Below are 12108 nucleotides of genomic sequence, written 5' to 3'. Positions count from 1 at the left end.
GCTAAAACTATCTTCGAAAAGTCAAGTTTTAGATATACAATCGACCCACTCTTTGCAAATGCTCAATGGCAGAGCGAAAGCGCATTTTTCCCACAGCGTGGTTTGCCTGCATCACAGCTCGGGAAGCCGCCAATCGATCGGCTTCCGGCCATGGGCTTCGAGGAAGGCATTGGCCTTGGAAAAATGCCGGCTGCCGAAAAAGCCGGAATGGGCCGAAAGCGGCGATGGATGGACGGATTTCAAGACGAGATGGCGCTTGGTATCGACGAACGCCGCCTTCTTCTGCGCGTAGGAACCCCAAAGCATGAAGACGACAGGATGCGGCTGTTCGTTGACGGCGCGGATGACGGCATCGGTGAAGCGCTCCCAGCCGCGCCCCTGATGCGCCGCCGCCCTGCCCTCTTCAACGGTGAGGACGCTGTTGAGCAAAAGCACGCCCTGGCGCGCCCAGCTTTCCAGGAAACCGTGGCGCGCCGGCGGAATGCCGAGATCGGTCTCCATTTCCTTGTAGATATTGACGAGTGACGGCGGAATGCGCACGCCGGGACGAACGCTGAAACACAATCCATGCGCCTGGCCGGCGCCGTGATAGGGATCCTGGCCAAGAATGACGACCCGCACCTCGTCGAGTGGGGTCAGGTCCATGGCGCGAAAATACTCGCTGCCTTTCGGAAAGATCGTCTTGCCCTGCGACTTCTCCTCCACCAGGAAGGCGCGCAGATCCTGCATGTACCGGCTGGCAAATTCGCCATCCAGGGCATGTTTCCAGCTTTCCTCCAGTTTTACCGCCGCATCCGCCATCGCCCACCCCTTTCCAATCCGTCGGGATTGTTGAAAACGATCGGGGCGGGATGTCAAGCGACCTGTTCGGGTGCGAAGATTGTCAGGCGATATCCCGCCGGGTTCGTGGCGGCTCGGAAAGATAGCCGCGCAAGCCGGGATGCGCCGACATCATGCGGAGGACGGCATAGGTGACGGCAAGGCCTGCGCCAAAGAGGAAACCGCCGAAGATACCGGCAACCAGCAACGTCGTGTTGCCTGGGCCATCCGCCTTCAACGGCGGCTCGGCGGCAGAGATCACCCGGATGTTGCTCCGTGTCAGGTTCTCCTCCTCGCTGGTCTGGCGGGTGCGCTTGAGCATCGTCTCGTAGATGTCGCGGGCGGCGGCGGCGCGGCGCTCCAGTTCCTTGAGCTCCACCTGGCGGATCGAGGAATTGTTCTGCGTCGCCTTCTGGACCGCCAGTTCCTTGGCGACATCCGCCTCGGCCTTCTGCGCCTGTTCCAGATCGGCCTTGGCCAACGATACGAACCGCTGCAGTTCGCGACGGATTTCGCCGCTCAGCCCGTCGAGCGAGGCCTTTGCCGCCAACAGTTGCGGATGCCGGCTTCCGAGCTGGCTTTCGAGGCTTTTGACATTGGCAGCCGTCGCACCGTATTGCCGCCGCAGGTCGGCCAGCGCCGCCGAGGTGACGTCGTCCGGCAGCGAGCCGGCCAGCATGTCCTCGAAGCGAAGTTTCGAAACGGCATCCGCCTTCGCCTTGGCCTCGATGGTCTTGGTCTGGGCGGTCACCAGCAACTCATTGAGCGACACCAGCCGCTTGTCGGCGATCAGGCTGCCGTCGGCACTGACCATGTCGTTGTCAGCCTTGTAGGTTTCGACGGATTTTTCCGCCTCCTGCAGCCGCTGGCCGAGTTCGTCCAGCCGGCCGTCGAGCAGCGAACTCGTATCGCGGTAGATGCCGGCCGAAGCCGTGTCTTCCTCCCGCAGGAAGGTGGAAACGATCTGGTTGGCGATTTCGGCGGATTGCACCGCGCTCTTGCTGACGACGGTGAGATTGACGACGTAGGCATTGTCCTCGCGCGAAATCGCCGCCGCCTTCTGCAGGTTGGCGATCACCGTCGGCATCGGCGGCACCATGCCCTCGCTGAAAGCCGGGTTTCTGTCCAGTTGCAGGGAAACGGCCGCCTTTTCCAGCACCTGCTTGGAAAGGAGAATATGCGTCTGGCTGTCGATGACGGCCAGAAAGGCATCGCGGCTGAACGAAGTCGGCGTCGCCGGATTGTCGTTCAGCTGGATTTGCCGCGGGTCGAAGTAGAGGCTGGCGGTGGCGGAATATTTGCGCGGCAACATCACCGTTGCCGCACCACCCAGCAACGCCCCGAGCACGGCCAGCGCGATGACCAGCTTGCCATTGTGCCAGATGGCGCGCACGACGGAACGGGTATCGAGGAGCGGTGTGTCGTCCTCCAGCGGTTCTTCGACGAAGGACTGCGCCGGCGGCTCACGAAACACGACCGGCTTCGCCTCCGGTACCGGCTCTTCGCGCCGTTGGTTCGGGCGGCGCAGTTGCACCGGCTCCTGCGGGAAAAATTCGGCATCGAGCAGGCTGGCTGGACGGGGCGAGAAATCGGAAGCGCGGATCACCGGCCCCCGGGACACGGCAGGGTTTGCCTTTGCGGCGGCGGCATCACGCCGGGCGTGAACCACCCTCTCCTTGTCGGTTTTGAACCAGCTCATGACACACGCCTGCCTTCGATGGCCGTGGCATTCAGCGACCAGTGGCGAAATTCTATGATCTCTTGGTTAATGTAGTCTTTCCGAGCGTCGCCAACGCTCAGCCGCCCGTGCAGGCGGCATCGCCACCCGAAGCGTGGATGGCTTTCGTCAGGACCTGCAGCTGTCTGCGATCGCCGTCCGCCGTTGGCTGCACGTTCATCGGTTCGTCGGCCGGCCACCAGTCACCGGCCGCCCAATAGGTCCAGCCGAGCCAGACGTCGCCGTTGGCCGAGACGACGTCGAGCATATTTTCCAGGCCCTTGAGGCACTGCGGATTGGCAGCCGCCCCGAATTCGCCAAGGAAGCCGCGCTTACGGTTGGTCTTCAGCCAGTCCGTCACCTGCAGTAGGGCTGCGGCCGCATTCTCGGCCTTGTCGCAGGCGGTATGGGTGCCCGAATAATCGCTGTCGAGATACTGATGAAACTCGTAGGCATGATTGTCGGCCGGATCCTCGATGCCGAGCATCACCGTCGCGTTCGAGCCGCCCGGCCGGTCCGCCGCCCAGCTGTGCGCCCCCGTCCACGCCGTGCCCGGCACCAGGACAAGATTGTTCGCACCCACCGTGCGGATCGCCCGGATCGCCGCGTTGGCGGCAACCAGCCAATCGGAAGCAGCAATGTCGTGCGGCTCGTTCATCAGACCGAACACCACATCCTTTTCGCCGGCAAACTCGACGGACAGGCGCGCCCAGAATTCGGCGAAGGCAAAAGACGGCACGTCGCGGCTGCCGATCTGCTTGCCGCCGTAATAGGCGTAATTGTGCGGATCGAGAACGATGCGCATGCCGTGTTTGCGGATCAGGGTGACCGCATCCTTGAGACGCTGCAATTCAGCGCCGTTGAGCCGGGCGCCCAGCTGCGGCTGCAATCTTTCCCATTTGAACGGCAGACGGATCGTGTCCATGCCTTTTGCGGCGAAATAGGCAACCGTCTTTTCGGAAGGATAGATGTAATCCTTGCCGTAGGTGCCGATTCCTTCCCCGTATTCGGCGCCGGCAAGGTTGACGCCCCGGAAACACAGCGGCGCCGCCTCGGCCGCTGGCGAGCCGGTCATAGCGAGAAGAAGGGCAGCCAGCGCCGTTCGAAGGGTGTTGTGCATCAAAAGACCTCCTGCCCGGTGTTGCGCGCCAGAACCGAACCGGGCGTTGCCTGCCCCGCGCCCATCCGCCGGCGACCGTCCACAGATCGCATCGAAGGGCGCGTCCGGGCGGGCTGCCGGCCGGGACGATCGTTGAATTTCGCATGCCCCACCAGCAGCCACAGCAAGCCGGCGATCTTGGCGGTGAAGATCGGCGTCGCGCCGATCATAAGGTTGAGGAAGAGAAAGACCGGCAGCGCATGCGCCAGCCGCCGCTGCCGCGGCGTTTCGCCGGAAGGATACAAGGTCACGAACAGCCAGAAGGCGACCAGGCTGAAAATGGTTCCGGCATAAACGATGTAGACGTAACCGCTGTCGACGAAACCGGCCGCTTCGCCGATGGACAGGCCGAGGATCGCCGGCAGGTCGATACCGGACATATGCCGCATGGTCAGCACCACGCGGCCGATGAAATTGTCACCCGTCGCCTCCGGCTTCAGCATGAAGATCACGAGCGCGGCCAGGAGGATCAGCGGCATGACCAGCAGGTTGAGGATCTTTGGTATATAAGGAAAGACGAAATATCCGCAGAGGCAGACGGCGGAAAAGATCAGCATCGTCCGCGACGCGGTGGTCAGGAGAATGAGCACGATGCTCAAGAGCAGCAGAAGCCGTATCCGGCGCTTCAGCTCCGGCCAAAAAAACAGGCAATACATCATCATCACGCCGGCGAAGTTCGACAGCGACACCTGCTCGAGGAAAAGCGAGGAGGCGCGGTGACCGATGAGGCCGAAGGTCAGGCGCCCCTTGAAACCGAGCGCATTGCCGAACAGGCCGGAACCGTCATAGTCCGGCTGCTTCAGCCCGCGGGTGGCTTCGAAATAGGAGCCGGGCCTGAAGATGCCGGCGTAAAGCTGCAGCGACACGATCTCGCAGACCAGCACCAGCATGACCGCCAGGCAAGCCAGATGAAAGGCCGTCCTGACGGTCTTGTCGTTGGCGCGGGTGCCGAGCGCCGCAAAGCAGAAGATGATCAGGATGTTGCGGAAATAATCGATATAGACCTTGCCGTTGAGCGCCGAGACGTAAAGCGCCAGAAGCAGCGTGAACATCAGGAAACAGAGAAGCGAAAAATCCTCCTGCCGCAGGCCGTGGCGCAGAAGGTAGAACAGCGCCAACGCAAGGATCAGCACTTCGCTCATCGCGACATGCGCAAACCCCAGGCGCATCACATGGGCATTGATGATGGCAAGCACGGCATTGTAGACCACCGACAGCAGGACGGCGGCGATGATGAACCTGTCCTTCAGCGTTTCCGTCGTCGCAATTCGCACGGTCTTGCTCCGCAGCCTCGAACCTGCGGCACCATGGGCCGAAACCTCTCGAATCGTCGCCCGGCCGCTCTGTTGGAAGCTCTACCGGGTGGAAGCTAATTCTTTGTTAACCCTTACGGTGTTTACCCTGTCAAAAGCCTGTGATAGCCGTTTGATCGTGCTCTTCTGCACGTATTGACCTGTCGAAACCAATTTCTGATGATTTGGGATCGAACGGTGGTGGGACAAGCGCCGTTTCGCGGTGCGACAAGACATGATCGCCTTGGACAAATATTCGCTGGATGATTCGGCATTGAAGTATCTGCGCCTTTTTTTACTGGATCCTGCTTGCCTTCCTGGCCAGGGAGACGCGTTGTGCCGGACCTGATGCGTGTTGGCGAGGCGCCGCGACCGGGATTTTTCGTCGCCATCATCGGCTCGTTCCTCTGGCTCGTCCTGCTGACGCCGACGATGATCGAATCGGACGCCTATCGGTATGTGACGATGATTCTCGTCGCCGCCGGGCTCTTCTATTTCTGGAAATACCGGTCTTTCGTCCGCCTGCACTGGGCGGGATGGCTGTGCATCGCCTGGGGCCTCTATGCCACGGCCCGCTTCCTCATCCTCTATTTCGATGGACCGGTGCACCAGAAAGGTGCCTCCGAGTGGCTTTACATCTTCCCGATCTTCTTCCCCCTGCTTGGCATCACGCTGTTTATCTTCCGGCCGCATGTGGAAAAGATCGTTGCCATCTATTTTGCCATCGTCCTCGTCTTCCTGCTGGCCACCACCCAGTATCTTCCCATTCTCGCTGGAGAAGCGATCACGCCGCTGATCCAGAAGAACCGTATCCACGGCGCCGTCGCCTGCGGCCTGATCATGATCTGCGCCTTCTTCTGGCTGATGCATTATACCCGCGGTGAGATGCGCTCGGGAGCCATCGCAAAATTCGCGATGGCTGCGGCACCGGTGATCATCACCCTGGCGCTGCTCAACATCTACGGTTCGAAATCGAAGGGTGTCTGGCTGGCGACGGCCGTCACCTTTCCGGTGATCTTCCTGCTGGCGCAGAGTTACATGCGCGCCTTTTCGGCGCGATGTCTGTCGCTGGCGATCCTTGCCGTGCTGATCGGCGGGATCGCCCTGTTCTGGCAAAACCTGATCGCGACGACAGGGCCGACCCTGTCGGCCATCGGCGCCGGCTGGAACGAATACGCCGCCGGCGGCGACATTTCGAAGATGATGAACGATACCATCGCGTCCGACCAGACGCCGCTCTCGATGAACGAGCGTCTGCAGCTCTGGTCGAACGCGTGGGAAGTGTTCAGCGCCGCGCCGCTGTTCGGACAGGGCAACCACTGGCTCGACAGCTGGAAACTGACGCGTTATTCAAAGGTCGGTTATACGCTGATCCACAACGGCTACATGGAAATCGCCATCCGCCACGGCATCTTCGGCCTTACCGTCTTCTTCGTGCTGCTGGCAGGCTTCCTTTCGGCTGTGCGCAACGCGCAAAAGCTATCGCTGATTTCCCTGCCGGCCTTGCACTGCTACTACGCGACGATCATCTTCTTCTGCGTGACGCTGCTCAGCAATTCCAACAACCGGTTGGCGATCGGCGAGATGTTCTTCCTGCTCGTCGGCGCCGTCGCCATCTCCAGCCTGATTGCCGCCGACCTGCTCAGGAAGCAGCTGGGGGCACAGGGGATGAGCCCGGACCGCTCAAGCCTGCCCCAGGAAAGCGTTCTGCCGCTTCAGCAGACGGTTTAGAAACATCCCGAGGCCGGCAGGGCATGGCGACCGTCATCGCTTGCGGCTTCAGGCGGCGTGTCCCTGCCCGGCGGGGACATGGGTGCTGTTCTCGACATAAACGAGATCCACCACCTCGCCGTTCGGCACATAACCGGACACCAGGGTTTCGAGGAACGAACGGGCCGCCAGGATATCGTTCTGGTCGAGGATGGACTCCAGCATCGAAAGCCGTCGCTGGAACTCGCTCCAGGGCAGGAAATCCTCTCGCGCCTTCATGATACGGGGATGCTGCGTCCCCATCGGATTGTCGCCGATCAACAGTTCTTCATAGAGTTTTTCGCCCGGCCGCAACCCGGTGATCGCCAGTTCGATATCGCCTTGCGGATTGTCGTCATCGCGTACGGTGAAGCCGGACAGTTCGATGATCCGGTGGGCGAGATCGAGGATTTTTACCGGCTCACCCATATCGAGGATGAAGAGATCGCCGCCTTCGGACATGGCGCCAGCCTGGATCACCAGCTGGGAAGCCTCCGGAATGGTCATGAAATAGCGGGTGATATCCGGATGCGTCAGCGTCACCGGCCCACCTTCGCGCACCTGCTGGCGGAAAAGCGGCACCACCGATCCCGACGAACCCAGCACGTTGCCGAAACGGACGATGGTGAACGTCGTCGCCTTGCCGCTTTCGACCCGTTCGGCGGCAAGCGCCTGCAGCGCCATCTCGGCCAGCCGCTTGCTGGCGCCCATGATGTTGGTCGGGCGCACGGCCTTGTCAGTGCTGATCAGCACGAAATCGGAAACGCCGGCCTCGCGCGCTGCAAGCGCTGCGGTGACCGTGCCCATGACGTTGTTGCGGATGCCTTCGGCCGGATTGTATTCCACCAGCGGCACATGCTTGTAGGCGGCGGTATGATAGATGGTTTCGGGGCGCCAGGCCTCGAGAATCTGCCGGAAACGCACCCCGTCGCGCACCGAGGCGAGGACGGGAACGATGCGGATATCGCGGCCGTCGCAGATCTTCGTCAGTTCCGCCTGGATCTCGTAGAGCGCGAATTCGCTCTGCTCCACCAGAAGCAGGGTCGCCGGGCCGATCTTCATGATCTGTCGGCACAACTCGCTGCCGATGGACCCGCCTGCGCCGGTAACGAGAACCGTCTTGCCGTGGATATTCTTCTCCAGGAGATCCCGGCGGGGCTCCACCGTATCGCGGCCCAGCAGGTCCTCGATATCGAGCTCGCGCAGGTTCGAGACCGTCACGAGGCCCTGCGCCAGCGCCGTCAGGTCCGGCAGGGTACGGACGTTGACCTTGGCCTTGCGGATATTGTCGAGAATATCGTTGCGCCGGTTGCGGTTGGCCGAGGGAACGGCGAGCAGGATGTCGCCGATATCGAAGGCGGGCACCAGGCTGGGCAAATCGTCGGGATTGTAGATCGGCAGCCCGCCCATGATCGAGCCCTGCAGCTTGCGGTCGTCGTCGAGGTAACCGACAACCTTCAACTCCAGGCTGTTGGCAAGAGCGCCTGCCAGCTGGCGGCCGGCATTGCCAGCCCCGTAGATCAGCACCTTCGACATGGAATTGCGACGCAGCAGCCGATGATAGGCGTCGCCCAGCCAATAGCGGGTGAACATGCGCGACAGGCCGATGGCGATCAAAAGCAGGAGCGGCTGCAACAGGCCGACGGTGCGCGGCACGCCGGGAACGCTGATCGCCGTGAACAGGGTGATGAAGATCAGCCCGTAGATGGCGACCGCCTTGATGACGGTCATGAAGGCCGACCAGCCGGCATAGCGGAAGATCGCCCGATACAGCCCCATGACTACGAAGATCGGCAACGCCAGCATCAGCGACACGGCGACCGGCAGCCACTGGATGCCACTCAGCGCCACCCAGCCGTCCAGCCGGAAGCAATAGGCCAGCCACACCGTGATCACGCACAGGCTGGCATCGACGGAAACGGCGAGCAGGCGCTTTATAAAGCGCGGCAAAGCCAGGAACGGCGCAACATAGATCTCCGCAGGCATGCAATTCTACTCGTATGACTGTTCGGCCAAGCCGGAACCGCTGAAAACAAAGGCAATGCCCGGCCTGCCCCCCACCGACAAGCGGCCTTTATCGGCCTTTCCTGCGGTTCCAGCAAGCGACACAACGCCGCCATCCCGTTTAAATTGCGTCGGCGCGGCTGAATCCAAGATGAACTCCGCCGAATTTTCACCGAAGCGACCGAAAAGCCGCAGCGACCTCGTCAATGCGCCACACCGTACCGGCCCGCGACGCGAAAGAACGTCATGAACAGGATCTGCAGGTCGAACATGAAGGAGCGGCGGCGCAGATAGTCCTCATCCAGCCGCACTTTCTCCGGGATCGACAGTTCGTCGCGGCCGTTGATCTGCGCCCATCCGGTCAGGCCGGGCGTCAGGACGTGAACGCCGCGTTCGGTCCTGAGCGCAACCAGGTCATGCTGGTTGAACAGCGCCGGCCGCGGCCCGACAAAACTCATGTCGCCGGTCAGGATCGACCAGAGTTGTGGCAACTCGTCGAGGCTGGAGCGGCGCAGGAAAGAACCGACGGGTGTCAGATAGGTTGCCGGATCGGCCAGAAGATGCGTCGCGACCTGCGGCGTGTCGATGCGCATGCTGCGGAATTTCGGCATGCGGAAGATGCGGTTGTTGCGCCCGACCCGCTCGGACCAGTAGAGCACCGGTCCCGGTGACGTGAAGCGCACGACAAGCGCGACAACGACGACAGGCACAACAAGGATGACGGTCGCGAACAATGCCACCGTAAAATCGAAGAGGCGTTTCAATTGAACTCCGGAACCTCGGCGCGCCGGATAGGCCCGGACGCGGCTGCATGATCGAAACCAGTGTGCGAAGATGCCGCCATTTCGAGCGCGCATCACCGGTGGACAGACATCCATACGCAGCCGTCTTTCGGCCTCGGGAAACGCCTCCGCACGCGGCTTCTCTAGCAATATCGCGCGCAAGCGGCAAGCATGCGCTGCTGCCACCGCCGTCATGCCTGTGTCATACCCCGGGGCTATCGAGACCTCGCCTTTTCACTCTGCTCCAACAGCGAGGCTCTCATGCGCAATCTGTTCGCGACTCTCATCGCCACGACCTTTCTCGCCGGCGCCGCCCAGGCGACGACCATCTATCCGCTCGACCGCGCCACGGTCCTGACCGGCTCGCCCTTCGATTTCAAGGTCGAATTCAAGTCGGTGGTCAAGCCGGAAGACGTCAAGGTCACCGTCAACGGTGAAGACTACAAGACCGTCTTCGGTTCCGAGCCGGAATTCGTTGCCGAAGAAAAGGGCAAGGAGGACAAGGTCCTCGGTTCCGCCCTCGTCCTCCGCGGCCTGACCATCGCCAATGCCGGCGCCTACACGGTCGAAGTTTCGGCCGGTTCGGAAACCAAGTCGGTGACCTGGGACGTCTACGGCACCTCGGAAACCCCGAAGGCCAAGAACATCATCTTCCTGATCGGTGACGGCCTCTCCGTTGCCCACCGCACCGCCGCCCGCATCATGTCCAAGGGCATGACCGAAGGCAAGGCGAACGGCCGCCTGAACATGGACGAGATGGACCGCATGGCCTTCGTCGGCACCTCGGCCACCGATGCCGTCGCCACCGACAGCGCCAACACCATGTCCGCCTACATGACCGGCCACAAGACGGCCGTGAACGCGCTGGGCGTTTACGCCGACCGCACGCCGGACAGCCTCGACGACCCGAAGGTCGAGACCTTTGCCGAAGCCCTGCGCCGCCAGACGAAGAAGTCGATCGGCATCGTTTCGCCGGCCGAAGTCGAAGACGCCACCCCGGCCGCCGTCGTTTCCCATACCCGCAAGCGCGGCGACAAGGCAGAGATCGTCGGCATGCTGCTCGGCGTCAAGCCGGACGTGCTGCTCGGCGGCGGCTCCGCCTACTTCCTGGGCAAGGACACACCCGGCTCGAAGCGCAAGGACGACAAGGACTACATCAAGCTCTTCCAGGACGCGGGTTACACGCTGGCGACCGACAAGGCCGAGCTTGAGACGGCAGCCGGCACCAACACCGGCAAGATCCTCGGCCTGTTCCACACCGGCAACATGGATTCGACGCTCGACCGCGAGTTCCTGAAGAAGGGCACCGTCGAGAAATTCCCGAACCAGCCGGGCCTCGTCGACATGACCAAGGCCGCGCTCGGCGAACTGTCGAAGAACCCGGAAGGCTTCTTCCTGATGGTCGAAGCCGCCAACATCGACAAGATGTCCCATCCGCTCGATTGGGATCGCGCCGTCGTCGACACCATCGAATTCGACCAGGCCATCGGCGTTGCCCGCGAATTCGCTGCCAAGAACCCCGACACGCTGATCGTCGTCACCGGCGACCACACCCACGGCGTCTCGATCATCGGCACCGTCGATGACGAGAAGGAAGGCACCGAGATGCGCGAGAAGGTCGGCACCTACGCCTCTGCCGGCTTCCCGAACTACACCGACGAAAACGGTGACGGCTTTCCGGACAAGATCGACGTGACCCGCCGCCTGTTCCTCAGCGCCAACAACGGTCCGGACCACTACGAGACCTTCCGCCCGAAGCTTGACGGCCCGTTCGTTCCGGCCGTTCAGAACGAAAAGAAGGAATATGTCGCCAACGAAGCCTACAAGGATGTTCCCGGCGCCGTGTTCGTTCAGGGCAATATTCCGAAGGAAGGCGACACCGGCGTACACGCCGTCGACGACATCGTCCTTCAGTCGACCGGCCCGGGCTCGGAAGGCTTCAAGGGTTACATGGAGCAGAGCGACGTTTACCGCGTCCTCGCCGACACTTTCGCCCTCGGCGTAAAGCAGACGCAGTAAGCTCTTCTGGACATCGCGATCCGGGCGGTTCACCCTGCCCGGATCGTTTCCGTTTCAAGGCGTTTTCGAGGAAACGCTGCCAGACCGGAGGTCGTCATGCGCACCCCAGACCGGACCATTCCGCTTCTCACCCGCCGCCAGACGCTTGTGCTCGCCAGCGCAGCCGCGCTGTTCGGATCGTCGGCCGCTCGTGCCGCCGACACGCTCGGCTTCAACGAACTCTACAGCAAGTTCGGCGTGCTCGGCCTCGAATTTTCCGACAAGGTCAAGCAGCTCACCGGCAAGGACGTTGCCATCCGCGGCTTCATGGCCCCGCCGCTGAAGGCGGAGGCCGCCTTTTTCGTGCTGACCGAAATCCCGATGTCGATCTGCCCGTTCTGCTCCACCGATGCCGACTGGCCGGATAACATCATTGTCGTCTACCTTGGAGAAAAGCAGACCTTCGTGCAGCCCAGCGCCCCGATCGAGGTGCGCGGCACACTTGAAATGGGTTCCTGGACCGATCCGGAGACCGGTTTCCTCAGCCTGCTGCGCCTGCGGCAGGCAAGCTATGCGACAGTCTGATCC

Annotated in this window: 9 protein-coding genes; 3 read left to right on the top strand and 6 right to left on the bottom strand. The window is 61.9% G+C overall.

Annotated elements, in window-relative coordinates; all coding sequences use genetic code 11:
• Positions 1-111: 111 nt before the first annotated feature.
• From ung to ACSQ3I_RS10350, 4 genes are all read right to left on the bottom strand, one after another.
• Positions 112-801, bottom strand: a complete 690-nt coding sequence (gene ung, locus ACSQ3I_RS10365) for a uracil-DNA glycosylase (RefSeq protein WP_435998521.1) — start codon at positions 799-801, stop codon at positions 112-114.
• A gap of 82 nt (positions 802-883) precedes the next feature.
• The gene (locus tag ACSQ3I_RS10360) at positions 884-2518 is read right to left on the bottom strand and encodes a GumC family protein (protein WP_435998519.1); all 1635 of its coding nucleotides are present in this window, start codon (positions 2516-2518) and stop codon (positions 884-886) included.
• 97 nt (positions 2519-2615) lie between these two features.
• A complete protein-coding gene (locus ACSQ3I_RS10355) occupies positions 2616-3656 on the bottom strand; it encodes a glycoside hydrolase family 5 protein (RefSeq protein WP_435998517.1) in 1041 nt (346 codons plus the stop codon).
• The gene (locus ACSQ3I_RS10350) at positions 3656-4969 is read right to left on the bottom strand and encodes a hypothetical protein (RefSeq protein ID WP_435998515.1); all 1314 of its coding nucleotides are present in this window, start codon (positions 4967-4969) and stop codon (positions 3656-3658) included. The genes ACSQ3I_RS10355 and ACSQ3I_RS10350 overlap by 1 nt, the downstream gene beginning before the upstream one ends.
• Before the next feature lie 354 nt (positions 4970-5323).
• Between ACSQ3I_RS10350 and ACSQ3I_RS10345 the strand changes: the two genes are divergently transcribed.
• A complete protein-coding gene (locus ACSQ3I_RS10345) occupies positions 5324-6718 on the top strand; it encodes an O-antigen ligase family protein (RefSeq protein WP_435998513.1) in 1395 nt (464 codons plus the stop codon).
• A 48-nt stretch (positions 6719-6766) separates the two neighbouring features.
• Here the strand turns inward: ACSQ3I_RS10345 and ACSQ3I_RS10340 are convergent, their stop codons facing one another.
• Positions 6767-8722, bottom strand: a complete 1956-nt coding sequence (locus ACSQ3I_RS10340) for a polysaccharide biosynthesis protein (protein WP_435998512.1) — start codon at positions 8720-8722, stop codon at positions 6767-6769.
• Between the two features lie 221 nt (positions 8723-8943).
• The gene (locus ACSQ3I_RS10335) at positions 8944-9504 is read right to left on the bottom strand and encodes a sugar transferase (RefSeq protein WP_435998510.1); all 561 of its coding nucleotides are present in this window, start codon (positions 9502-9504) and stop codon (positions 8944-8946) included.
• Positions 9505-9783: 279 nt separating this feature from the next.
• On the opposite strand from ACSQ3I_RS10335, the gene ACSQ3I_RS10330 reads away from it, so the two are divergent.
• Entirely contained in the window at positions 9784-11541 is a 1758-nt protein-coding gene (locus tag ACSQ3I_RS10330; RefSeq protein ID WP_435998509.1) for an alkaline phosphatase, read from the top strand.
• Between the two features lie 96 nt (positions 11542-11637).
• Positions 11638-12105, top strand: a complete 468-nt coding sequence (locus ACSQ3I_RS10325) for a hypothetical protein (protein ID WP_435998507.1) — start codon at positions 11638-11640, stop codon at positions 12103-12105.
• Positions 12106-12108: the final 3 nt, after the last annotated feature.

The sequence above is a fragment of the Rhizobium sp. LjRoot30 genome, from assembly GCF_964253915.1.
Taxonomy (GTDB): domain Bacteria; phylum Pseudomonadota; class Alphaproteobacteria; order Rhizobiales; family Rhizobiaceae; genus Metarhizobium.
This window is presented reverse-complemented; position numbering and strand designations above follow the sequence as displayed.

Bases quoted from the DNA above. Each gene is read 5' to 3' on its own strand.
- ACSQ3I_RS10360 (WP_435998519.1), bottom strand. From the start codon at position 2,518: ATGAGCTGGTTCAAAACCGACAAGGAGAGGGTGGTTCACGCCCGGCGT.
- ACSQ3I_RS10325 (WP_435998507.1), top strand. From the start codon at position 11,638: ATGCGCACCCCAGACCGGACCATTCCGCTTCTCACCCGCCGCCAGACG.
- ACSQ3I_RS10355 (WP_435998517.1), bottom strand. From the start codon at position 3,656: ATGCACAACACCCTTCGAACGGCGCTGGCTGCCCTTCTTCTCGCTATG.
- ung (WP_435998521.1), bottom strand. From the start codon at position 801: ATGGCGGATGCGGCGGTAAAACTGGAGGAAAGCTGGAAACATGCCCTG.
- ACSQ3I_RS10330 (WP_435998509.1), top strand. From the start codon at position 9,784: ATGCGCAATCTGTTCGCGACTCTCATCGCCACGACCTTTCTCGCCGGC.
- ACSQ3I_RS10340 (WP_435998512.1), bottom strand. From the start codon at position 8,722: ATGCCTGCGGAGATCTATGTTGCGCCGTTCCTGGCTTTGCCGCGCTTT.